General features: G+C 35.0%; 25 protein-coding genes. 18 read left to right on the forward strand and 7 right to left on the reverse strand.

The window, feature by feature from the left end; translation table 11 throughout:
• The first annotated feature begins 112 nt into the window (after positions 1–112).
• From ACJJVI_RS10605 to ACJJVI_RS10615, 3 genes are read left to right on the forward strand one after another with little or no spacing between them, the layout of a single operon-like run.
• Positions 113–1,027 (forward strand): septum formation inhibitor Maf, encoded by a 915-nt coding sequence (locus ACJJVI_RS10605; protein ID WP_405351865.1) that lies wholly within the window; start codon positions 113–115, stop codon positions 1,025–1,027.
• On the forward strand, positions 1,024–1,578 hold the full coding sequence (locus ACJJVI_RS10610; protein WP_405351867.1) for a mechanosensitive ion channel domain-containing protein: 555 nt from the start codon (positions 1,024–1,026) through the stop codon (positions 1,576–1,578). Before ACJJVI_RS10605 ends, ACJJVI_RS10610 begins: the two co-directional genes overlap by 4 nt.
• Complete coding sequence (locus ACJJVI_RS10615) at positions 1,556–2,113, forward strand: hypothetical protein (RefSeq protein WP_405351869.1); 558 nt, start codon at positions 1,556–1,558, stop codon at positions 2,111–2,113. The genes ACJJVI_RS10610 and ACJJVI_RS10615 overlap by 23 nt, the downstream gene beginning before the upstream one ends.
• Here the strand turns inward: ACJJVI_RS10615 and ACJJVI_RS10620 are convergent, their stop codons facing one another.
• The gene (locus ACJJVI_RS10620; RefSeq protein WP_405351871.1) at positions 2,114–3,358 is read right to left on the reverse strand and encodes an FAD-dependent oxidoreductase; all 1,245 of its coding nucleotides are present in this window, start codon (positions 3,356–3,358) and stop codon (positions 2,114–2,116) included. It lies immediately after the preceding gene.
• Positions 3,359–3,506: 148 nt separating this feature from the next.
• Here ACJJVI_RS10620 and ACJJVI_RS10625 point away from each other — a divergent pair, with 148 nt between their 5' ends.
• Entirely contained in the window at positions 3,507–3,797 is a 291-nt protein-coding gene (locus ACJJVI_RS10625; RefSeq protein WP_036579186.1) for a DUF3817 domain-containing protein, read from the forward strand.
• Here the strand turns inward: ACJJVI_RS10625 and ACJJVI_RS10630 are convergent.
• Complete coding sequence (locus ACJJVI_RS10630; protein WP_036579187.1) at positions 3,794–4,192, reverse strand: acyl-CoA thioesterase; 399 nt, start codon at positions 4,190–4,192, stop codon at positions 3,794–3,796. The genes ACJJVI_RS10625 and ACJJVI_RS10630 overlap by 4 nt on opposite strands.
• Positions 4,193–4,364: 172 nt before the next feature.
• Here ACJJVI_RS10630 and ACJJVI_RS10635 point away from each other — a divergent pair, with 172 nt between their 5' ends.
• The 7 genes from ACJJVI_RS10635 to ACJJVI_RS10665 all read left to right on the forward strand — a co-directional run bounded on the left by ACJJVI_RS10635 (position 4,365) and on the right by ACJJVI_RS10665 (position 11,604).
• Positions 4,365–5,180: a TrmH family RNA methyltransferase gene (locus tag ACJJVI_RS10635; protein ID WP_405351874.1), complete on the forward strand. Its 816-nt coding sequence runs from the start codon at positions 4,365–4,367 to the stop codon at positions 5,178–5,180.
• Positions 5,181–5,223: 43 nt separating this feature from the next.
• On the forward strand, positions 5,224–6,459 hold the full coding sequence (locus tag ACJJVI_RS10640; RefSeq protein ID WP_036579190.1) for a M48 family metallopeptidase: 1,236 nt from the start codon (positions 5,224–5,226) through the stop codon (positions 6,457–6,459).
• A gap of 166 nt (positions 6,460–6,625) precedes the next feature.
• On the forward strand, positions 6,626–7,243 hold the full coding sequence (udk, locus tag ACJJVI_RS10645; RefSeq protein WP_006795138.1) for a uridine kinase: 618 nt from the start codon (positions 6,626–6,628) through the stop codon (positions 7,241–7,243).
• Positions 7,244–7,253: 10 nt separating this feature from the next.
• Positions 7,254–7,589, forward strand: coding sequence for a septum formation initiator family protein (locus ACJJVI_RS10650; protein ID WP_042249206.1), 336 nt, complete (start codon positions 7,254–7,256; stop codon positions 7,587–7,589).
• Entirely contained in the window at positions 7,582–8,964 is a 1,383-nt protein-coding gene (locus ACJJVI_RS10655) for a methylmalonyl-CoA mutase subunit beta (protein WP_405351877.1), read from the forward strand. The genes ACJJVI_RS10650 and ACJJVI_RS10655 overlap by 8 nt, the downstream gene beginning before the upstream one ends.
• Positions 8,964–11,090, forward strand: coding sequence for a methylmalonyl-CoA mutase (scpA, locus tag ACJJVI_RS10660; RefSeq protein ID WP_152557957.1), 2,127 nt, complete (start codon positions 8,964–8,966; stop codon positions 11,088–11,090). Before ACJJVI_RS10655 ends, scpA begins: the two co-directional genes overlap by 1 nt.
• Position 11,091: 1 nt before the next feature.
• Positions 11,092–11,604, forward strand: a complete 513-nt coding sequence (locus ACJJVI_RS10665) for a hypothetical protein (RefSeq protein ID WP_042249200.1) — start codon at positions 11,092–11,094, stop codon at positions 11,602–11,604.
• Here ACJJVI_RS10665 and ACJJVI_RS10670 read toward each other — a convergent pair.
• The 4 genes from ACJJVI_RS10670 to ACJJVI_RS10685 all read right to left on the reverse strand — a co-directional run bounded on the left by ACJJVI_RS10670 (position 11,601) and on the right by ACJJVI_RS10685 (position 14,481).
• On the reverse strand, positions 11,601–12,314 hold the full coding sequence (locus tag ACJJVI_RS10670) for a DUF6503 family protein (RefSeq protein WP_405351879.1): 714 nt from the start codon (positions 12,312–12,314) through the stop codon (positions 11,601–11,603). The two genes, ACJJVI_RS10665 and ACJJVI_RS10670, sit on opposite strands and share 4 nt — an antisense overlap.
• Before the next feature lie 253 nt (positions 12,315–12,567).
• Positions 12,568–13,335, reverse strand: coding sequence for a hypothetical protein (locus tag ACJJVI_RS10675; RefSeq protein WP_405351881.1), 768 nt, complete (start codon positions 13,333–13,335; stop codon positions 12,568–12,570).
• Positions 13,319–14,014 carry a hypothetical protein gene (locus ACJJVI_RS10680; RefSeq protein WP_405351882.1) on the reverse strand — a complete coding sequence of 232 codons (696 nt, stop codon included), beginning with the start codon at positions 14,012–14,014 and terminating at the stop codon, positions 13,319–13,321. Before ACJJVI_RS10680 ends, ACJJVI_RS10675 begins: the two co-directional genes overlap by 17 nt.
• Positions 14,015–14,130: 116 nt before the next feature.
• Complete coding sequence (locus ACJJVI_RS10685) at positions 14,131–14,481, reverse strand: 4Fe-4S binding protein (RefSeq protein WP_036579206.1); 351 nt, start codon at positions 14,479–14,481, stop codon at positions 14,131–14,133.
• A 37-nt stretch (positions 14,482–14,518) separates the two neighbouring features.
• On the opposite strand from ACJJVI_RS10685, the gene ACJJVI_RS10690 reads away from it, so the two are divergent.
• From ACJJVI_RS10690 to ACJJVI_RS10710, 5 genes are all read left to right on the forward strand, one after another.
• On the forward strand, positions 14,519–15,616 hold the full coding sequence (locus ACJJVI_RS10690) for an acyl-CoA reductase (RefSeq protein ID WP_405351884.1): 1,098 nt from the start codon (positions 14,519–14,521) through the stop codon (positions 15,614–15,616).
• Between the two features lie 71 nt (positions 15,617–15,687).
• Positions 15,688–16,746, forward strand: a complete 1,059-nt coding sequence (gene serC, locus ACJJVI_RS10695; protein WP_405351885.1) for a 3-phosphoserine/phosphohydroxythreonine transaminase — start codon at positions 15,688–15,690, stop codon at positions 16,744–16,746.
• A 139-nt stretch (positions 16,747–16,885) separates the two neighbouring features.
• Complete coding sequence (locus tag ACJJVI_RS10700) at positions 16,886–17,845, forward strand: D-2-hydroxyacid dehydrogenase (RefSeq protein ID WP_405351887.1); 960 nt, start codon at positions 16,886–16,888, stop codon at positions 17,843–17,845.
• A gap of 79 nt (positions 17,846–17,924) precedes the next feature.
• Positions 17,925–19,376 carry a hypothetical protein gene (locus ACJJVI_RS10705; protein ID WP_405351888.1) on the forward strand — a complete coding sequence of 484 codons (1,452 nt, stop codon included), beginning with the start codon at positions 17,925–17,927 and terminating at the stop codon, positions 19,374–19,376.
• Positions 19,377–19,502: 126 nt separating this feature from the next.
• A complete protein-coding gene (locus ACJJVI_RS10710; protein ID WP_036579216.1) occupies positions 19,503–20,000 on the forward strand; it encodes a DUF1456 family protein in 498 nt (165 codons plus the stop codon).
• A gap of 62 nt (positions 20,001–20,062) precedes the next feature.
• Here ACJJVI_RS10710 and ccsA read toward each other — a convergent pair whose 3' ends face one another.
• A complete protein-coding gene (gene ccsA, locus ACJJVI_RS10715) occupies positions 20,063–23,335 on the reverse strand; it encodes a cytochrome c biogenesis protein CcsA (protein ID WP_405351890.1) in 3,273 nt (1,090 codons plus the stop codon).
• A gap of 86 nt (positions 23,336–23,421) precedes the next feature.
• Between ccsA and ACJJVI_RS10720 the strand changes: the two genes are divergently transcribed.
• The gene (locus ACJJVI_RS10720) at positions 23,422–24,219 is read left to right on the forward strand and encodes a Rossmann-like and DUF2520 domain-containing protein (protein ID WP_405351891.1); all 798 of its coding nucleotides are present in this window, start codon (positions 23,422–23,424) and stop codon (positions 24,217–24,219) included.
• On the forward strand, positions 24,209–24,742 hold the full coding sequence (locus ACJJVI_RS10725; RefSeq protein ID WP_036579222.1) for an HAD family hydrolase: 534 nt from the start codon (positions 24,209–24,211) through the stop codon (positions 24,740–24,742). Before ACJJVI_RS10720 ends, ACJJVI_RS10725 begins: the two co-directional genes overlap by 11 nt.
• Positions 24,743–24,760: the final 18 nt, after the last annotated feature.

Below are 24,760 nucleotides of genomic sequence, written 5' to 3' on the forward strand. Positions count from 1 at the left end.
TTGATGGTACTAGAGAAATCATAAAGTGTTTAATTTTAAAAAGAAATACTTAACGCCATTTTAAATTAGTATTGAAATGACAAACAGTATCTTTACTATAAGATTAAAAACCATGAATAAATTTCTCTACATCGCTATTGCTTTAATTATAACTTCTTGTAATTCTAAAACATCAAGCACCAATACAGATCATAGTACTGATAACAATCGTCTAGAATCACTAGAAGATCTTACCTTAACACAAGACTTTAAAGACTATTGGTACAGTGGTAAGGCAGAAATTTCTAGTTATGAACTCTCACAATCTAGATATGGAGAAATGCGTGATGGAAAATCTGTGATGATTTTTGTTACTGAACCATTCAATACAGTAGATGAAGTTAAGGCTGATAATCCATCAGATGATAATCGTCCTATTATGAAACTAAATGTAACTAGAGATTTTAATACAGGTATCTATCCTTATTCTATTATGAGTAGCACCTTTTTACCATTAGATAAGAAGGATAATGCGATTAAAATATCTTCTAGTATTCAAGAATGGTGTGGACATACATACATGCAATTAAATCAATACGATAAGGTGTATGATGTAAGTTTGTTTTCTTATTTCCAGTCTGAACAAGAAGATTATTTTGAAGTCGAGCATGTCATGACTGAAAATCAAATTCCTGTGCAATTAAGGATAGACCCGACTTCAATGCCTACAGGCGATTTAAAATTAATTCCTAGTCTTGAGTATTTAAGATTAAAGCATGTCGAGACTAAACCTTATGAAGCAACTGCAAGTTTTAGAGAGATTGAGGATGGTTATTTATACAGTGTTAGGTACAAAGACTTAGATCGTATTATTGCTTTTAAAACTCAAAAAGAGGCTCCTTATAAAATCCTTTCTTGGATGGAGCGTTATAATGATAATGGTAAACCTGCCGTTTCTACAGGTACGTTAATTAAAACATTAAATACACCATACTGGTCGCAAAAAGGTAGTGAGTATCAAGTTTTAAGAGATAGTTTACAATTATGATCGATTTCTTAATTAGGACTGAAGTTATATTCACAATTGTTATCCTAATACTAACAATAGGTGTACACCGATTTGTGACTTGGAGTGCTGCAAAACTTTCAAAAGATCTTAATCGATCAAAATTAAGACGTCAGTATATCAATAGATATGTAGGTTACTTACTATGGACGTTATCAACCATTGCAATTATTTTTGTTTGGGGAATTTCTAAAGACGGTTTCTGGACAGCACTGGCATCTACGTTTGCAGTAATAGGTGTTGCGTTGTTTGCAAACTGGAGTATTTTAAGCAACTTAACCTCTAGTTTTATACTATATTTTGCCTTTCCATTTAAAATAGGTGATCGTATTAGAATACATGATAAAGATTTACCGGTAACTGCTGTAATAGAAGACATTAAAGGCTTTTATACCGTACTTAAAACTAATGATGGCGAGACCATCACCTACCCTAATAACCTACTAATGCAAAAAGGTGTTAGCATTCTAGGAAATAAAAAAGAGTCTGTTTTTGATATTAACCATGTAGATGCTGATCCTACAGCAAGATAAACGGACTGTGATAGATTATGTTTTCAACATTGCAGGTACTTTAGCAATTGCTAGTGCTTTATTTTATATCATATATAGCAATTTCTTTAAGGATCGTTCTAAAAATCAATGGATTTCAAACGAAACAATAAATACATTTGATTTATTAACTCAAAGAAAAGAATTACAACAATACCTTACTAATCTGTTCTATGAAGACAGTAATAAAAACAGAAGTGCTGTAATAGCTTTTGATAATGATTATGTACAATATGCCATCTATTCAAGAAGGGATATCAAGCCACGTCCTATTTATTGCGAGGCTTCAAGTGGTGATTTTAATAAAACAGTTGTCAGAACTATAGAACCCAATTATTCTCTATTATTAAAAAACGGTTTCTCTAAAGAGCTAGAATATAAATCTAACTACTCTAAGGAATACGATCGAAATCAAATTACAACCGTAGAAATAACTGAAGAACTATTCAGAATCATGGGAAAAGTATATCATATTGATTTTTCTACATCTCAAATTATAGAAATCACGCACTTTTAGTTAAACAAAAATTCCATTCTCGATATTACTAATTACCGCTTGCGCTGCAGCCTTACCATTCAGCATTGCTGCATTTAACGATCCATTACTCAATTGATCACCAGCTAAGAAGATGTTTTGAGTAAGTTGAGTTTCAGTAGGGCTCATAGCATATTGAATGCTATCAAAGGTTGGCAATGCCTTTTTAATTTCCATCATTTGAATCAAATCGCCAGCCTTAATATGAGCCTGCTCTATAAGTTCTTTACGCACACGTTCTTCTAGTTGATCTTTAGTGAGATCATGTTTTGCCACAACGCTTACACTAATCACCTTTGGATGATTTTCAAAAACATCATTTAGAAAATGAAAGTTATTACTTAAACAATCATCACCAGCAATTAAACCAATGATAGGCTGGTCAAAACCATGATCATCTGTATCAAAATATAAAGTCTGAACACTGTGCCATGGCTTATTTGACTTAGGTAAATTGGGCACTAAAACATCTGCAGGAGTAGCTATAATAGTATAATCACTCTTAAGATTGTCGCCGTTAACTAGTTGAATTGTATCTGCAACAACTTCTTTAACGGTGGTGTTTAATTGGATTTGTCCATCTAATTGATGAGCCATTTGTTCAGGTATTGCTTTGATTCCAGCAGCAGGAATAGTTGCGTTTCCTTCACTGAACATTTTAAAGACAAACTCAAACATACGACTACTCGTTTGCAGTTGAGTTTCTAGAAAAATACCGGAATAAAAAGGCTTAAAAAAGCTTTTGATCATCTTTTCAGAAAAACCATAATCTTGAAGATATTGAAGAGTAGTTTTTTCTGGGCTTTTAAAAATATCTATTAGATTTTTCTGTTTTAGCTTTCGCGAAAGCGTGTATACCTTCCATTTATCACTGACACTACCTACTCCAGCAACAATCGTTTTCCACGCATACTTCATATCACGTTGCGCATCACCTATTACGTGCTTTTTACCATCTATATAAATGACAGACGCAGGACTAAACTTTACTAAGTCTAAAGAATCTAAATTAAGGAACTCTTGCGCTGCTGGATAATGATCTAACAAGACCTGGAAACCATGATCAAGCTTCATTGCGCCATTGATAGTTGTGTTTACTCGACCACCAATTGTAGCAGCCTGTTCTAATACTTGAGCATTATAACCAGCTTTTTTTAATGTAAGAGCCGCAGCTAGTCCACTTACACCAGCACCTATTATATGAATCTTTACGTCTTTATGAGCCATCAATATTTATTAAGAATACAAAGATAATAGCGCGACATCATCTACTTCCATTTTAACAAATATTTTACCAACAAATACATGCTTTTACAATCATGATAAGCAGTAAAAAAATCGCTAGAGCTTATCTTTGCATTTATAATTCACTGCTATGAACAAGTTTTTCAAATATCTAGCCATTACAGAAGGTTATTCTTTTTTATTAATCCTTTTTGTAACCATGCCGTTGAAGTATCTAGCAGCAATGCCTATGCCTAACAAGATTATAGGAATGGCACATGGTGTCCTTTTTCTTTCTTACATAGTCGTAGCGATATTAGTAGCTCAATTAAATAAATGGAGCTTTAAAACTTTACTTATTGTTTTAGCGATGTCTGTTGTACCATTTGGAACTTTCTGGATGGAAGAAAAATACTTGAACGATAATCAAGTAAAAGCTTAAAAGCCTTTCTTTTTCATTCGATCAGATTGATATTCAACTTCGGTCTTTCCATGTGCGAGAGGTTTACCATCTTCATCAAGATTTACTAAGATGATGTTTTCAATAGTAATGATTGTTTCATAAGTCATCTTATTACGCACCTCGCATTTAAGATCTATAGATGATCTACCGAATTTGTTAACCTCTAGTCCTATTTCAACAATATCTCCAGGTTTTGCACTGGCTCTAAAGTTGATCTCACTCATGTATTTAGTTACCACCTTTTGATTCTCTATTTGGATTATAGCATAAAGCGCTGCTTCCTCATCAATCCATTCTAGCAATCGGCCACCAAACAAGGTGCCATTAGGATTTAAATCTTCGGGTTTGATCCATTTTCTAGTGTGAAAATTCATAACATTTATTTTAATATAAAGATAATAGAATCATGGTTGCAGCCGAGTAAAAGTAGATACTCAAAATCAATAATTAAATAAGAAAAACTGACTATAAACGCAATCTATTATCTATTTAAAAGATTGTATCATCATTTTAAATATCACTCAATTTCCACTTACCTTTGCTTTAATGAAACACATTACCAGTCCACACAACGCCATCATCCGTCATGCAGAATTATTGCAACGCAAGAGTAAAGCACGTAAAAAAGAAGGCCTATTTCTTATTGAAGGACAACGCGAGATCATGCTAGGTGATCATGGTGGTTTTGAGTTACAGCAATTATTAGTCTGTGGATCTATTCTATTAAATACAGAAGATTTTGAAGCTAGTGATGTCTACCACAAAATAAATATCAATAGTAATCCAGAAGTTATATCAGTTACTCAAGAAGTGTATGAGAAACTTGCATACAGGACAGGAACAGAAGGTGTTATCGCTTTCGCAAAAGCGAAATCTCAACAACTACAAGATTTAAAATTATCTAAGAATCCTTTAATCCTTATAGCAGAATCACCTGAAAAACCTGGGAATTTAGGTGCTATTTTAAGAACTGCAGATGCTGCAAAAGTAGATGCCTTTATCATCGCAAATCCAGTAGCAGATCTTTTTAATCCTAACGTAGTACGATCTAGCGTAGGTTGTGTGTTTACCGTTCCTACTGCAACAGGTACAACTAGCGAAGTAGTGGATTTCTTAAAGTCCAAAAACATCAACTTATATGCAGCTACATTACAATCTAGTGAACGCTATGATGTCATGGATTATACTACCGGAAGCGCCATTGCACTAGGAACTGAGGCAACCGGATTATCTCAAGAAATGCGAGACGCTGCCTTGAAAAACATAATTATCCCCATGAGTGGTGCTATAGATTCTATGAATCTTTCAGTAAGTGCAGCGATATTAATATTTGAAGCAAAAAGGCAACGAGATTTTAAATAATCAAAGCTTCTTATTTACCATTACATTTGTGAAAAATTAACCTATGGACGCTATTTCATTGTTCTATCTTATTATAGGAATACTTGTTTTTGATTTTATATTAGATCAATTATTAGGTTATCTTAATTATACATGGTATTCTAAAGATGTTCCCCAAGAATTGAATGACGTCTATGATGCCGATGAGTATGCTAAATCACAAGAGTATAAAAAGACCAATTATCGATTCAGTCTTTTAAGCAGCAGTATTTCCTTTATTGCAATTCTGATTTTTTTATTTTATGATGGATTTGCTATTATCGACACATGGGCACGCACTTTAGTAAATCACGATATACTAGTTGGCTTATTATTTTTTACAGTCATTGCGGCCGCTGGTGAAATCATCTCACTACCTTTTTCCTACTACTCTACTTTTGTGATTGAAGAAAAATTTGGTTTTAATAAAACAACGATAAAGACTTTTATCATCGATAAAATCAAAGGTTGGTTGCTTACCGCAATTCTAGGCGGTGGAATATTGTCTCTCGTAATTGTATGTTATGATTGGGCTGGAGCAAATTTCTGGTGGTATGTATGGATTTTGATTTTTGCGATCTCTCTATTGATGAATATGTTCTATGCGCGCTGGTTTGTTCCACTTTTTAATAAACAAACACCTCTAGAAGAAGGAACTTTAAAAACGTCTATTGGAAATTATGCACAAGGTGTAGGTTTTCAACTCGATAAGATTTTTGTGATTGATGGTAGTAAAAGATCTACTAAGGCTAATGCGTACTTCAGTGGTTTTGGAAGTGAGAAACGTGTAACACTTTATGACACATTAATTTCTAAATTAACTGAAGAAGAAATCGTTGCCGTACTAGCTCACGAGGTTGGGCATTATAAACGTAAACATATCATTTATAACTTGATAGCAAGTACTATAACGACAGGTTTTACACTTTGGTTGTTTTCATTATTTGTCGATAGCGCTACACTTTCAGAGGCTCTAGGTGTGGCCATACCTTCTTTCCATGTCGGTTTAGTGGCATTTGGACTGCTCTACTCGCCTATTTCTACGATTACTGGAATAGTGATGAGTTCGCTTTCGCGAAAATTTGAATATGAAGCCGATGCTTTTGCAAAAGATACTTATAAAGGAGAACCGCTCATCGATGCACTTAAAAAATTGAATAAAACCAGTTTAAGCAATCTTACACCGCATCCAGCTTATGTCTTCTTCAACTACTCGCATCCTACACTATATCAAAGAATGATGGCGATGAGAGAAAATTAGACAATTGTATCCATCAATGAAATTCAATTAATTGCCAAGATGCAAAATTTCATTTCAATCAGAAAATTTATTTGAAATAACCATTAATTTCAAATTAAAGTTAGCCCATTAGTTCGAGTTCAAATTCAAGTTCAAATCCCTATTTTTGCACAAATAAAAAAATCAAATGCTTATACTAGGAATAGCTGGTGGAACTGGAAGTGGAAAAACCACAGTCGTGGACCAAATGGTCCATACCTATCCAGATCATGAAGTAAATGTAATCTCGCAAGACTCCTATTATAAAGACACTTCCCATTTGAGTTATGAAGAACGTGTGAAAATCAACTTTGATCATCCAGGAAGTATCGACTTTGAATTATTAGAGAAACACCTGCTGGAGCTTAAAGAAGGTAAAACAATTGATCAACCAGTTTATTCTTTTGTCGAGCACAACCGTACTGGTGAAGTGGTTAAAACAGCACCTTCTAAAGTGGTAATCGTTGAAGGGATTTTAATACTTACCCAACCACGCATTAGAGATCTATTTGACATTAAAGTCTACATAGATTGTGATAGTGATGAACGATTGATACGCAGGTTGAAAAGAGATATCGCAGATCGCGGTCGTGATCTCACAGAAGTTCTGGAACGTTACCAAAACACATTAAAACCCATGCATCAGCAATTTATTGAGCCTACTAAGGCCTATGCAGATGTGATTATACCTACTAATCGATTTAATACAGTAGGTGTTCAAATCTTAAGAGGTATAATCGACCAACGATTGGCTGAATTTTCTTAAATTTCACATAATGAAGTGGAATCAGTTAAAACAGAATAAATATTGGAAAGTTTTTACTAATAAGTACGTACTTATCAGTATCATATTTGTGATATGGATTTTGTTCTTAGATGCAAACGCTTGGCTTACTTCCCATAGAGAACTGGACCAACAAATCGTAGAAAAAGAACAAAATGTTGATTTCTATAAACGAGGTATCCAGAAGGATCAAAATAGAATTAAGGCATTAAAAGATAGCGCTGGCATTGAAAAATTTGCTCGTGAACGGTATTTAATGAAAAGAGAAAATGAAGAAGTGTTTATCATACAACACGCAGATTCCCTAAAAAAAGACACAAATGAGTAATCGATTGTTTGAAGATTTTGAACCTGTCTCAGAAACAGCCTGGAAACAAAAAATCCAGATGGACCTTAAAGGTGCAGATTATAACGAGACACTAGTCACTAAAACAAATACTGGAATCGATATTAAACCGATATATCACAGTGACAGTGCTCCACAATTAAATATTCCTGCTCGTGCCACAGATAACTGGTTTATTTCTCAAAGAATCTATGCTGGTAATGCTACGGCAGCAAACAAGAAAGCAAAAGACGTATTAAATCGTGGTAGTGAAGGTGTACTTTTTGTTATCCCTAATAAAGAAATTGACCCAACGGTTTTACTTAAAGGATTACCGGAATATGGAATTCAAATCCATCCACAATTTATGGACTTGGATTACATAAAACAGGTACATGATATCAATCCTAAAGCTTACGTACATATTGATATTATCAATCAATTAGCAAGTGATGGAAACTGGTTTAATGATTCTAAAAAGGATCATTACAACTATGCTGAGTTCATTAAATCATTCTCAGGATACTTTTCTCAGTTTACAGTAAACACGAGTTTATATCAAAATACTGGTGCTACTACCACTCAAGAATTAGGCTACTATGCAGCACATTTAAACGAGTATTTAAATCACTATTGCGATACCAGTAAAGAGCATGATGCAGGTGTTTATGACGCTTTCGCGAAAGCAGAAAAAAGAATCAACATAGACACTACCATAGGTAATAATTACTTTATGGAAATTGCAAAATATAGAGCATATCGGTTAATAACCAAAGCTATAGGTAACCTCTATAGTGTAGACTTAAAATGCTATATCACAGCGAGTCCAAGTCTCCGAAATAAATCTTTACTTGACTATAATGTCAACTTATTACGCACCACGACAGAATGTATGAGTGCCGTCTTAGGAGGCGCAGATACCGTATATAATTTATCTTATGACGCGTTCTTTAATAAAGAAAATGAGTTTGGAGATCGTATAGCTCGCAACCAACTACGCATCTTAAAAGATGAAGCTTATTTAGAAAAAATAAATAATGCAGCAGATGGTTCTTACTATATCGATACGCTAACAAAACAACTTACAGAAAAAGCCTTAGAGCTTTTTAAAATGATTGAAAATGGCGGTGGTTTTGTACAATCGTTATTTGATGGCACGATACAACGCAAAATAAAAGAAAGTGCGGCACAAGAATTAAGTGACTTAGGCAATGGTAAAAAAATTCTCGTTGGTGTCAATAAATATCCAAATGCAGATTTACCACTACAGAAGGAGTATGAATTATACCCATTTGTAAAAGCAAATCCTCGTAAGACTCTTATAGCTCCTATTGTTCCTACTCGACTAGCCGAGTCTATTGAAAAAGCACAGTTGTAATGAAAAGAAAAGATATATCTCAAGTAAAAGCCGATTTTAATTTTGCTTCTTCTCAAAAAGCTGATTTACCAGTTTATGAAACATCTGAAGGAATTGATATCAAAAGGTACTATTCTAAAGAAGATACTGAACATTTAGAACATTTAAATTTTGTAGCTGGACTTGCGCCTAATTTACGTGGTCCTTATTCTACAATGTACGTGCGTCGTCCATGGACCGTTCGCCAATATGCTGGTTTCTCAAGTGCTACAGAGTCTAATGCGTTCTATAGACGTAATCTTGCTGCTGGGCAGAAAGGACTTTCTGTTGCCTTTGATCTAGCAACTCACAGAGGTTATGATTCTGACCATGATCGTGTCGTTGGTGATGTAGGAAAAGCTGGTGTTGCAATCGATAGTGTTGAAGACATGAAAGTTCTTTTTGATGGAATACCATTAGATAAAATGTCTGTTTCTATGACCATGAATGGTGCTGTGTTACCTATCATGGCATTTTACATCGTTGCTGCTATGGAGCAAGGCGTAGATCCTGCTTTATTAAGTGGAACAATACAAAACGACATTTTAAAGGAATTTATGGTGCGTAATACTTATATCTATCCGCCATCGCCTAGTATGCAGATTATCTCTGACATCTTTGAATACACGAGCAAAAACATGCCTAAATTCAACTCGATTTCTATATCGGGTTATCACATGTATGAAGCTGGTGCGACTAGTGATATAGAACTTGCCTACACGCTAGCAGATGGATTGGAATACGTGCGTAAAGGGCTTGCTGCCGGAATGGACATCGACACCTTTGCTCCTAGACTATCGTTTTTCTGGGCCATAGGAATGAATCACTTTATGGAAATAGCCAAAATGCGTGCTGCACGCATGTTATGGGCTAAAATGATTCAACAGTTTAATCCTAAAAACGCTAAGTCTCTAGCTTTAAGAACACATTGCCAGACATCTGGTTGGTCGCTTACAGAACAAGATCCTTTTAATAACGTGGCGCGTACGACTATTGAAGCTGCTGCGGCCGCCTTTGGTGGTACACAAAGCCTACACACCAACGCACTAGATGAAGCTATTGCTTTGCCTACAGACTTCAGCGCACGCATAGCTCGTAATACACAGTTGTTCTTACAAGAAGAAACTGGAATTACTAAAACAGTAGATCCTTGGGCTGGTTCTTATTACGTCGAGTCTCTAACTAACGATATCGCTCATAAAGCCTGGGAACTTATAGAAGAGGTAGAAGAACTAGGCGGAATGACCAAGGCGATTGAAGCCGGAATTCCTAAAATGCGTATTGAAGAAGCTGCTGCTAAGAAGCAAGCGCGCATAGATAGCGGTATAGACACCATCGTAGGCGTTAATAAATACCCAAGTCCAGATGAAGATCTGATTGATACGCTAGAAGTTGATAATGCTGCCGTGCGCATTGAACAAGTCAATCGTTTAAAAGAGATAAGAGCTTCTCGAAATACCGAAAAGGTTCAGAAAGCGCTTGAAAATCTTACAGATTGTGCAAGAAGCAAGAATGGCAACTTACTAGAACTCGCTGTTATAGCTGCTCAAGAACGTGCTACTCTCGGTGAAATATCAGATGCTTTGGAGAGCGTTTATGGAAGATATCGTGCACAAATAAAAAGTGTTCAAGGTGTTTATAAAAAAGAGATTATGAATGATCCTGCTTTCGCGAAAGCGCAACAACTAGCTGACCAATTTGCTCAAAAAGAAGGTCGCCGCCCTAGAATCATGATTGCCAAAATGGGACAAGATGGACATGATCGTGGAGCAAAAGTAGTCGCTACTGGTTATGCTGATGTAGGCTTTGACGTAGACATAGGTCCACTGTTTCAAACACCAGCCGAAGCTGCAAAACAGGCTGTAGAAAACGATGTGCATGTGTTAGGCGTAAGCTCTTTAGCTGCAGGACATAAAACCCTTGTTCCTCAAGTAATGGAAGAGCTCAAAAAATATGGGCGTGAAGACATAATGATCGTCGTTGGTGGTGTGATTCCACGCAAAGATTACCAGTATTTATTTGACGCTGGAGTAGCTGCTGTCTTTGGTCCTGGTACTAAAATCAGTGATGCAGCAATTGATATTTTAGGGTTGTTGATGGAGGATTAAATTGAAAGGACTTGGAACCATTATTACGATATGGGATAAAATAGTAGTGCTTCTTTATCTATTATCTGGTTTGTTACTTTTTGTAACATATTATTATGCTCTTTTGCCTATTGCGGTCATTCACAAATTATTTGTTGCATTTGGTATCGGATGGTCATTTATGCTTTATGGATTATTTTACAAAAAATTAAAACAACCTTTTATTGTAACAAGCTTTATTGTATTTTCTATAATTCAAATTATTATTTATGTAAGTTTCAAAAATGAATCCATCTTTTTTGATAGAATTGGAGGAACATATTTAAGTACACTCTTGTTCTTACCAGCCATGTTAATTTCTTATCATTTATTTAATCTATTAAATCGATTCATATATAAAGATGATTTAATCATTACTGGACCTGGTAATCGTTTGGGACAGCATCAAAACGGAAGAAAAATTAGAACTTTAGATTTTGTGTTTTCCTTTGCAGGAGCATTATTGTTCCTTTTTGGCGTTACTATTTTATTTTAATTCGTTATCACATCAGTCCCCAAGAACTTATCATCTTTATTATAATACCATTGGCGCACTTTAGGCATATTGATTCCGCTGGTTTCATAATTTTCAGTTAGAATAATGTATTCACCACTAGTTCTATCGATATCACCTTTTTGATCACGCTTGAAAAACTGATATATTTCCATTTTATAGGTCGTAGGGTCAAAATAAAAGTACCACACGTCGCTACCTACATTTTCATCATACATCACTTCAAGGACTAGGTATTCTTTACCTTTAAAGCTTTTACGTTCTACTTGATTTGTTATAAAAGTTCCTGGATCTTCTAGCTTCATAGGTAAGCCGTAGAGATAAGTGTAATAGTTTTGCATAAATAACGCTCGTTCTTCATCTTTAAAAGTGGTTTCTAGTTGAGCCATTGGTTTCTTCTCATCTATCTTGAGTACGGTAGCATCACCTTTTTCTACTACATATGAGGTTGTAATACTATCACGGTTGACCACTAATGCAAATCGCTCAGCTGGTAGGTTTATATCAATATTACTTACACGATCAGGATTCCCAGGAGTAGTCATAGTTACTTGAAAATAATCTTGAAACGTTCGCCAGTTCCCATCAGGATCATGATGTTGGATCGCCTTATCTAGCAATTGTTGTCCTGTTAATTCTTGAGCTTGTAAGATAAAAGCGTTTATAAAAAGAAATAAGTAAAAAAATCGCATAGTCTGAATAATTTTAGAAAGCCTAAATTAGAATATTAATTCTATTCAGATATTAAAATATGCTACTCATTCATTCACCCGTTGGTCCATTAGCTATTATAATTGCTAGTATCATCATTTTAGGACCTGCTATAACTCTCTTTACCTTTGGTTATTTAAAGCGTGAATCAAACAAAAATCTTTCTACCATTTGCTATTATCTAGCATCGGGATATTTGTTCATGATACTAATAGCATATTACTTTACCGTGATTTAATTTTTTCTCGCTAATCTTCTAGCGAGACGTTTTTTATAAATCTTTAAACGGATACGCTGTACTCCACCACGTTGATCTTCAGGTATCGCCTCTATCCTATCGATATCTCTTTTTAATCGGTCGATACTTGCTATATTATCACTAATTCTTACTCCTATCGCAACATTAAAGTAATTACCGCTATTAAAAGTATTACTTAAAGCTGGTGCTGTCGCTATTTTATAATCTACCATTTCAAAGCTAGGACTAGCAAATACAGATATCGCTGGAGTAAACTCATATTCAATACTCGTTGTAAACCTGAATAGAGTTCCACTATCTCTAAATTTTGCGCCGCCTTGAGCTGTTGTTTGACGATTCTTATTCTGGCTGTATCCTATCCCTATGTCTCCAGTAACATGCCATAAATCTGTAAAGCGGTAATCATATCCTGCAAACAGGTATACGTTAAATTTTGTAGCTCTATCATAATTACCAACGATATCCATATCGTTAACTTTCATAAAATCATTAGATAATGCTGCACCGATATAAAGACCTTTATAAAGATATGCCTGTGTACGAATACCAAAGCCTAAACCACCGCTTAATCCATTACCTATATAATTATCACCCATAGGCGTACCTCGCTGTATAAAAAGATCAGTCACATTTCTTCTTAACCGACTACTTTCTGGATCAGATATTGAATCTGTTTGTGCAAACATGCTATTAGAAAGCAATAGAGTTATTGCAATAATTAAGAATCTAAAATTGAACGACATAATTCTCTGTTGCATTAGTAACCATAAATTGCTCTGTAATTAAAGCACCTGTAGCATCTTCATATTCAACCGTCATTATAGAAGGATAAACCGTTTCAATATCGATAAATGTATCGCTAGACGACTGATTAAAAGGTAAAAACTCTCGATCTTCACATACAACCTCAGTTGTAATTCCTTCTTCTGTAAACTGGGAACAGTTTAATGATTCAAAAAATATTGAAGCATTAAAAACCTCTGTCACGGCAGTTGTGTTTGAGAAACTTAAGTTGACCACGGCCGACTGTTTCAATGTCTGAGTTGGAATATTATAATCTAACGTACCGGCATAATTTCCATTACTAATACTTATGTTACGTCTAGGATAATCTGTAGATGTAAGACTAAAACTGGTTTGCTCATCTGTATTAACAAGCATTAAAAAAGAAACATCACCATTAGAATCAGTAATACCAGAACCTAGAATAAAATCCTCATCTGCAGGACTAAATTTAGTAAAGCTACTGGATTGAAAATCATAAGAATAAAATCCGCTATACACAACGACTTCTACATTCTCAACAGGATTATTAGCTCCATCTACAACAGTTGTAGAAAACAATGCTCTTTTATTATTATCAATTCTGGCCTCGCAAGAAATTAATAATACTATAAGGCTTAAGCATATTAAATATTTCATGTTTCCTATTTTACAATAGATGCAAAGTAATTATAATAGTTGCGTAACAGCTATAAAAAAAGGCCACAACTTCTAGTTTATAGAACTTATGGCCTTAATTATATCAAATAATAAATTTATTCTTTGTGCATAAACGCCTGTTTTGCTCTAAGAGTTGTTTCATCTTCCACATGGTTATCATCTGGCACACAACAATCTACAGGACATACTGCCGCACATTGTGGCTCCTCATGAAAACCTACACACTCTGTACATTTATCTGGTACGATATAATAAAACTCGTCACTTACAGGTTCTTGAGTCTGATTAGAATCTACTTCTTTTCCATTAGGAAGAACTACATTTCCATCTAGATCTGTACCATCTGCATAGCGCCAGTCGTCTGCTGCTTCATAGATTGCGGTATTAGGACACTCAGGTTCACAAGCACCGCAGTTAATACATTCGTCTGTTATGATGATTGCCATAGCTGTTTTATTTACTTTTGTGCAAAAATAATGCCCATTGAACTCACTGGCAATTAATACCACGTTAAATGATAGAATTTCCGCTTTCGCGAAAGCGGGATCTCTACTTACCTCCTATTTAAAAAAGGAGCCTACAGACGCAACGACTAGAATTGAAGCTGCTTTTTATAAAGCACAGGCTAAAAACTCATGGTTTACAGATGAAAATCTAAATCATGCCTTTGAGCAATGGTCTCTAGCTCTCACTGAAGATGCTCTTAAAATATGGACTGCACCATACCATCTTAAAAATATTTCACCGAGAACGGTTGCCATTATCACAGCAGGTAATTTACCATTAGTAGGATTTCATGATGTGTTATCTGTAATTATTACAGGTCACCATGCCATGATTAAAAATAGTAGTAATGATGATGTGTTAACTCCTATGTTATTGCAACTTGCGACAGATCATTTACCAGAATTATCACCATCTTACAGCTATAATGATGGTCGACTTACGGGCTATGATGCTGTAATTGCCACTGGAAGCGACAATACGGCTCGTTATTTTGAGTATTATTTTGGTTCTAAACCTAATATTATACGTAAAAACAGAAATAGTATTGCTGTGCTTACCGGTTCTGAAACTATTAATCACATGGAGGCTTTAAGTGAAGATGTGTTCAATTACTTTGGTTTAGGATGTCGTAGCGTTAGTCATTTAATGGTGCCACGTGGATACAACTTTGATTTATTCTTTAACGGTATGTTTAAACAGCAACACTTGATAAAGAACGAAAAGTATGTCAACAACTATGACTATAACAAAGCTGTTTATCTAATGAGTGAATTTGATTTATTGGACAATGAATTCTTATTAATTAAGGAAGAAAATGAGAGTTATAGTTCACCAATAGCTTCTTTAGGGTACAGTTTTTATGATGATATCAGTGATGTGGCAGACCAAATCAAAAACGACGCTGATAAGCTACAATGTGTAGTTGCTCAAGGAAAAGCTGCACAAACAATTAAAGCAAATCTTGGAAATTTAACTGCTCCAGCTGTGGTAGATTTTGGCACAACACAATGTCCTATGTTAAACGATTATGCAGATGGTGTGGATACGGTTGATTTCTTGTTGACATTATCTTAATCATTTATTGATTTTCTAACGTGCTTTGGGTTGATAATTTGCATTTTTGTAAATATCGTAAACTCTCAATTATGAAAATCCATAATTTTTCGGCAGGACCATGTATTCTACCACAAGACGTATTTCAACAAGCTTCAAAAGCGGTTTTAGACTTTAACGGCCTTAGTATTCTTGAGATATCGCATCGTAGTAAAGACTTTGTTGCTGTTATGGAAAAGGCTCAATCACTGGCATTAGAGCACTTAGGCCTTACTAATAAAGGCTATAAAGCACTCTTTTTAGGTGGTGGAGCAAGTATGCAGTTTTTAATGACTGCTTATAACTTATTAGAGAAAAAGGCAGCTTATTTAAATACAGGAACTTGGTCAGATAAAGCTATTAAAGAAGCTAAAGCTTTTGGTGATATTATAGAAGTAGCTTCTTCTAAAGATGCTAATTATAATTTTATACCTAAGGATTATCAGGTGCCTACTGATGCAGATTATTTTCATATCACTAGCAATAATACCATCTTTGGCACACAATTAAAAACAGTTCCTCAAGTTGATATTCCTCTAGTTTGCGACATGAGTAGTGACATTTTCTCTCGTCAACTAGATTTTACGAAGTTTGATTTGATTTATGCAGGAGCTCAAAAAAATATGGGACCAGCTGGTGCTACATTAGTAGTAGTTAATGAGGATCTTTTAGGAAAAGTGACACGTCACATTCCTTCTATGTTAAACTATAAAACACATATCAGTAAAGATTCTATGTTTAACACGCCACCTGTATTTCCTATATATGTAAGCATGTTAACCCTAGAATGGTTGAAAAATAATGGAGGAATTGATGCCATAGAAAAAGCTAACAATGAAAAAGCAGCATTAATTTATGGTGAAATAGATCGTAATGAACTATTCCAAGGATTTGCAGCTGTAGAAGATCGTTCTAATATGAATGCTACTTTCTCTCTAAAAGATGAGGCTCATAAAGAAGCATTTGATAACTTATGGAATGCAGCAAACATAAGCGGCCTTAACGGTCATAGATCTGTAGGCGGTTATAGAGCGAGTATGTACAATGCATTACCTTTAGAAAGTGTTCAAGTGCTAGTAGATGTAATGAAAGAATTAGAAAAAAAGGCATAAGCAGTACAGATTTTATAGATGCGTAAAGGGAGATTTACTGATAAAATTTTATCACGAATCTCATAGAAATAAAGAGTAGTATAAAACCTAATTAAAAACTACAGTTATTGATTAACTGACAATAGACAATACAATTAAGATGAGCAAAAAAGTATTAGCAAACGATGGAGTTTCACAAAGCGGAATAGACAAGTTAACAGCAGCTGGTTATGAGGTGATTACTACCAACGTAGCACAAGATCAACTAGAAAGTTATATCAATAAACATGAAATTGCAGTATTGTTAGTGCGATCAGCAACGACAGCTCGCAAAGAACTTATAGATAACTGCCCTAGCCTTAAGATTATAGGTCGTGGCGGTGTAGGAATGGATAACATCGATGTAGAATATGCACGTGAGAAAGGCTTAAAGGTTATCAATACACCAGCTGCAAGTAGCGCCAGTGTGGCTGAGTTAGTTTTTGCTCACCTTTATGGTGGTGTCCGTTTCCTTTACGACAGTAACCGCAATATGCCTCTAGAAGGAGATACGAATTTTAAAGGATTGAAAAAACAATATGCAAAAGGTTCTGAACTACGTGGTAGAACTCTCGGTATTATAGGAATAGGTCGTATAGGTCAAGAAGTTGCTAAAATTGCTGCTGGTGTAGGAATGAAAGTTGTGGCTCATGATTCTTATGCAGACACTGCTCCTACCGTTTCTTGGGAATTATTTGACGGACAAACCGTTTCTGTAGAGATTCCATTAGTTAGTAAAGAAGAATTGCTAGCACAATCAGACTTTGTCACTTTACATGTTCCTGCTCAAAAAGATTACGTAATTGGCGAGCTAGAATTTAATCAAATGAAAAAAGGCGCTGCTATTATAAATGCAGCTCGTGGTGGTGTTATAGATGAGGTGGCACTTGTAAACGCATTGGAATCTGAGCATATTTCATTTGCCGCACTCGATACTTTTGAAAAAGAACCACAACCAGAAATGGTCTTACTTATGAATTCTAATCTATCTTTAAGTCCGCACATCGGTGCTGCGACTAATGAAGCTCAAGACCGTATAGGAACTGAACTTGCAGATCAGATTATTGAGATATTAGGATAAATAGATGAATGCTTAGATTTAATTTGATGTAGTTTTTTACTTACTTTACTCCTATATTTACACTTCTAAAATTATTTTAATGAAAAAATTATTATTAGCCTTATTTGCAATTACTCTAGTTATTTCCTGTTCTGATAACATTGAACCCATCGACCCAGGTCTCAATCCCAATGGTTCTGGAAACGGAAATGGAAATGGAAACGGAAATGGAAATGGAAATGGAGGAACAGGTACTTGTGGTAATTATTTCTTTAGAGCAGAGATTAATGGCCAATTTTTTGAGGCAACAGAATTTTATTTGGAAGAATTCAATAATTTCATTGCCATTAACACATTAGTCGGTAGAGATCCGTTGACAGGAAGACAACTTGCAATTACTACAAATACTCCTACTACTGGAACATACACGGTCGGTACAAGTGGCGCATTAAGGATTGTAGAAATTAGATATTTCGAGGCAGATGATAGGACACATGATTCAATATCACTTAATGGATTAATTCCTGAATCAGGTGAGTCAGGAGTATTAGATATTAATGTGGATTTGTCATCTAGATCAGCGAGTGGTACTTTTGAAGCAAATGTTATTGATGATGATGATTCTAATAATGTAATTGCAATCACCATGGGCGAATTTTGTTTACCATATCTAATGGTTGACCCTTTAAAAACAGGTCAAACTTATAACGCTCTCAATACTAATTTTAATTTTGATGCTGATGGGATTCCTGCAACTCCTGTTTCTATAGATTTAAGGGTACAAGGAGCCAGTTCACCTAGTTTAAGTTTAGAGATAAATGATTTTATTGCTGATGATCAAAGTGTAATATTTAATATAGATGATTTCACACCAGGTGCTTTTAATTTTCCAATAACGTTACCTAATGGAGAACAAACTATGCGATTTTTTGATGATGACTTTCCAGTTCAAGATCGTTACATAATTGGAGTTGCAAGCAGTGATATTGGTGTATTAAATATATCACAAGACCCTACAAATTTAACTTATAGTGGTACGTTTAGTGGAACCTTGAGCAGAGAGCAACTGGATGCAAATGGTGGTATAGATACAGACAGTAGTGGTAATCCTATAATTAATACAGCGATTGTTTCTAATGGTTCCTTTAATAATGTATTTGATTTTGATGAAGTTAGTAGTAGTTTGGGACTTACAAACGATGAGATTATCATTAATAATACTCCTAATTTTGATAAACGTTTAGATAGTGAAGTTATCTTACGCGAAACAGACGTTGATATCTATGAAGCCATTGCTTTTAACAATAATGGTGATTACTTATTGGTTATAAGAGTTCCTCTGAATGTTAGAACTGGTTCTTATGATCTTTCCTCAGGTCTTGGAGATTTTAGCGGTTATTATATAGATGCCTCTGGAAACAAGGCACAATTGGAAAGTGGGACTATACATATCACCAAACATATATTAGACAGTACAGAAATATTTTTCTTTTTTGATGCTAATTTCACTGGTGGTATTAATATCAAAGGTTTCCACGACTATAGTTTTTAATTAAAGTATTAAAATAATTATTGAAACCGAGATATTTTTCTCGGTTTTTTTATGCTAGATAAATACGCTTTCGCGAAAGCGTAACAACACAACACTATCCTTACCTTTGCAATCCAATAACATTTTATGGACAATAATGACATTTTAAGACGCTTGCGATTTATACTCAATTTGAGTGATGATGCAATGATTGATACTTATGCAAAAGGTGGCGCACCAGTTACACGTGCTGAAGTAAGTGACTGGCTTAAAAAGGAAGAAGATGTAGATTTTAAAGAAGTTGTAGATGTTAATCTAGCGACCTTTCTCAATGGTGTGATTGTTAATTATCGTGGTAAAAAAGATGGCGTTACTCCTGAAGCAGAAATGGTTCTGGACAACAATACGATTCTGCGTAAACTTAAAATTGCTTTTAACTTTAAGTCAGATGAATTAATTTATATCTGGAAAAAGGCAGATGTCGAAATAAGTGAAACAGAACTAAGTGCTTTCTTTAGAAAAAAAACACATGCTAAGTATAAATACTTAAATGATCAATACTTACGTAAGTTTTTAAAAGGCTTTCAAATTCAGCGTAAAACACAACGTGAAAAAGAGGAGAAACGGAACTCTTACAAAAAGTAATATATAAAAAAAGCCTCATCGTTAATGATGAGGCTTTTTTTATGCATAGTTTCATTCAAGGATTATTCTTCTCGATCCTTCTTTTTAAAGACTTTCTTTTCTTTTATATAAGCTGGTATACCGATGGCAGCAACAAATATTAAGAAGTATCCAACATATTTTAAAGACAAGACTTGATCTCCACTAGCATAACTATGTAAGCCAGATAAGTAGAAATTCACACCGAAATAAGTCATTAAAATCGATAGAAAAGCAAGGATAGACCACAAATTAAATGTCCACCTACTTTTTAGTCCTGGTACTAATCTTAAGTGGAGTACAATGGCATAAACAAAGATGCTAATAAGCGCCCAGGTCTCTTTAGGATCCCAGCCCCAGTAACGTCCCCAACTTTCATTTGCCCACATACCACCTAAAAAGTTACCTATGGTGAGCATTATTAATCCTATGGTAATGGCTGCTTCATTGATATAAGTAAGTTGCTTAATATTTAAATCCATGCGCTTTTTATTCTTATCATTTGAAAAAATCATAAGTATAAAAGTGATAATTCCTAAAATCATTCCTAAAGCAAATGGTCCATAACTAGCCACAATAACAGCAACATGTATCATCAACCAATAACTATCTAGGACTGGTTGTATGTTTGCCACATCTGGATCTAACCAGTTTAAATGTGCAACCCATAATACTATAGCTACCACAAAAGCTGCCGCTGCCATCGTTAATTCGCTCTTACGACCTAATAGCAAACCGAATAGCATGATTGCCCAAGCTACATACAGCAAAGACTCATATGCATCAGACCATGGTGCGTGACCACTGATATACCATCTAGTAACTAAACCTGCCATGTGAACGACAAACAGTCCAATAATCACTACTTTATGAAATTGAATAGCGTATCGTAATTCTTTCAACGGTTTCTTCATTAAAATTTCAGAAACCAGTAGAATGATTAAGAAAACACCAAACCATGCATACCACATGTAAAGGTTTCTAAAAACATCATATTTGTTATAGAGGATTTCAGCTTTAATTTTATTCTCGCTAGGCATCACCTCGCCTCCATATGCTTTTTGAAAACGATTAAGACTTGCTAATACTTGATCGGCCTCGGTATAATCTCCTTTTACCTTTCCATATCTCAATGTTTGAAGATATGCTGGTATAAACTGTTTAGTTAGTACAGAGTCAGTAGATTTAAATCCTGCATCATTCAATTCTGGATAAGAATACCATTTATTGATAGGATCATTAGGTTTAGGAAATATTCTAATCATAGAACTAGAAACCACCTGATCTAGTATTCCTAGGTTTGAGTTAACATCGATAAAATCTTTTTGAAAAGCATTTTTGCGATCCGACTGATTTGCTTCATCTAGATATGGTGCAAGTTTGAAAGCTATAAACTCACCGTCTGGAGATCTAAAAAAGTCCATACCAGCAGCATATTTTCTAGAACGATCTATACCTAAAATATCTCTGATAGAATCATTACCTCTTTTTAATCTAATCAATGGAACCTCATACCATAGGTTACCAAACTGCATCATACTTAACAAAGTCTGTTCTGGCGATAGACGCACAACACTATCTCCTACCGTTGCTTCATAATAATCACGCTCTGATATCTTACGCAATAATTCAGAAGCTAGTGTACTAATAGGCTTCATACGACCATTATCCTGTATAATCACTTCACCAAACTTATCTGCCTGTTCTTGCGGTATCATATTAGCAACAATGATGCTATCCAACCTAGATACTGGCGTTTGTCTTAATTTAGTGTTTGTAGCCGTTACCTCTTGATGTTCTCCAGGAGCGTGATCGTGACCTTCATGTCCATCTTGGGCAAAGCTAAAAGTAGACATCAATAAGATGAGAACAGCGGTGATATTCAATTTGGCTTTTCTTTTATTAACACGTTTTATCAATCGTCCTAATTCACCAAATCGAGTATTAGGATCAAATAATAGGGCTAGTAATCCTAGATATAAAAGATAATAACCAGCATAAGTCACAGTCTTACCCCAAAAATCATAATTAACAGATAAGTGAGTTCCTAGTTCGTCAGGATCAAATCCTGCTTGAAAAAATCGATATCCTTCTTTATCTAAAACGTTGTTCATATAAATACGTTCTGAGGTACTCCCATTATCGTCGTTTACTAAAACTTTACTCTCAAAAGCGGCATACGCCTTCTCGGTACCAGGATGCTTATCTGCTATAAAATCCTCAAGAGTGATAGAAAATGGAAGTTCACGCATGATAGAACCATACTTAATGTAAAGATTCACTCCATTAACTTCAACATCTACATAATCAGACACTATACCTTTTCCACCTAGCATTTCTATTCTCTTACTATCACCACCAGATGTTACCGTTGCCTTTATACCATAAGCTTTTGCCGCAGTAGGCTCAGGTGATTTAATAATACCAACGTTACCAGCTGTAATCGGTTCTGGAATCACAAACTGCATATTCCCTAAAGTATATAGAGATCTTAAATTTAAAGTCTGAATACTATCTTTAAAAACTTCTCCTTGCATCTGATCTGCCATACGCATGAACTGACCTTCAAAAGGAGTTTGAATAGTATAACCATTCCAGTTTTCTACAATATTGACAATGTCCTCTGCTGCTGCTAGTTCTGGATCTAAATTAACTCCAAAAAGTGTATTGTGTATTAAAGCCTTTTCACCATCTTTCAATAAGTGATCATGACGTGTTCCTTGTCCGGCTTCTACAATTTTAAGATAACGTTCTTTTCCATCTTCACTAGGTATTAAACCTTCTACAGCATCAAAAATCAATGTGTCGATTGTTATGGAAATGTCTTTATCATAAAACTCTTCATTTAAAGAGTAATCATAATCGTATGGTGTGATTAACATCTTATCCTTTATCTCACGCTGCATTTCTTGCCCATCTGGACTCATTCCTTGCATGATCACACTCATATAAGTTTCATCAGAATAAAAAGCCTCTTCTGTATTTCCTTCACGTATCAACATCATTCCTTCAAAAGAAATATAACGTGTAATACCAGCTCCTATAATGATAAGTATCCATGATAAATGTAAAGTTAGCGTTGCCCACTTTTTCCACTGTAATAATTGATAACGCTTTATATTCCCTATAAAATTGAGCACCAATAAGAACATCATTGCACTAAACCACCATGCGTTATAAATCCACTTTTTTGAAGTAGGTGTGTCATAAATATGTTCTATCCATGTACCTACCGCCATGCTCAACGCAAATGCAAATAATAAAAAAGTCATGGTTCTAGTAGAGAAGAGTAACTTGACAATCCAGTGGTCTTTCATAGCGCTGTTTTACAGTTTGCAAAGATACTTTACAAAACCCGTTTCACCTAGCTTGTAGGTCGTTCCACAGTTTGTATTTTTACAACATGATGGAGATAATTGTAATCGGTACTGGTAACCTAGGTTTAAATCTATGTAAGGCTATTGAAAATCAATACGTTAATAATGATTCCGCTTTCGCGAAAGCAAAAAACACGAACGTTAAAAATACCCTAAAATTAATAGGTTACTACAACACGAGCGCTATGTGTATAGATACTCTAAAGGCACCACTTCTCTACTCTATTAAGGCTCTTCCTAAAGCAGATCTGGTTATTATCGCAACACCAGATGATCACATTGTTAATGTAAGTACTACTATTAACAGTAACGCCATTGTTGCTCATACCAGTGGTAGCGTTGCAATGCAGGCTGTATCTAACCATGTTAATCACGGTGTTTTTTATATACCACAAAGTTTCAGTAAGTCTAGAGAAATGAACTTTGAAGAATTGCCTATCTGTGTCGAGTTTAATAACAGTATTGCTCAAGAAGGATTGGAGAAATTAGGCAATCAGTTGTCTAGCAAGCTTACATATCTTAATTCACAACAACGTGGACGTTTACACATCGCTGCCGTTTATATGAATAACTTTGTCAACCACTGTTATACAAAAGCCGATGAAATTTTAAATGAAGCTAATATTGATGCTTCTTTACTATATCCTTTAATGAATGAAACGCTTGCAAAAGCACAAGAAATAAGCCCATATGAGGCGCAAACAGGTCCTGCAAGACGTAACGATGTGCAAACCATTGCGAGACATCTTGAAGCTTTAAAATCTAATGATCGCAATATGTATGACGCGATTACACAATCAATTAAAAACACCTATGGCAATTAGTTATAAAGAATTATTACACGAGATTACAACCTTCTTCTTTGATGTAGATGGCGTACTTACCGATGGTAGAATGTTAATATCAGAAAGTGGCGAGTTATTAAGAACGATGAATGCCAAAGATGGTTATGCAATTAAAACTGCGCTACAGCAAGGTTTTAATGTTTGTATTATTACTGGTGGCCGTAATAATGGAGTAAAGTCTAGGTTAGAAGGTCTAGGCGTTAAAGATGTATTTCTAGATGCGCATGATAAAATGAAATACCTTCATCAATATGCTGCTGCACATGATTTAAAACCCGAACAAATGCTTTACATGGGTGATGATATGCCAGATGTCGAGGCTATCGAGTTTGTAGGCCTAGGAACTTGCCCACAAGATGCCATTGCCGAAGTTAAAGCTGTAAGCGATTATATATCACACAAGCATGGTGGTGATGGTTGTGTGCGTGATGTCATAGAGCAGGTTCTCAAAGTACAAGGAAAATGGCATGTGGCTGGTGGAAAGAATATTCAATCATCTTAAATAGATTATACACTTTCT

It is taken from the genome of Nonlabens sp. Asnod3-H03, from assembly GCF_045063665.1.
Taxonomy (GTDB): Bacteria; Bacteroidota; Bacteroidia; order Flavobacteriales; family Flavobacteriaceae; genus Nonlabens; species Nonlabens ulvanivorans.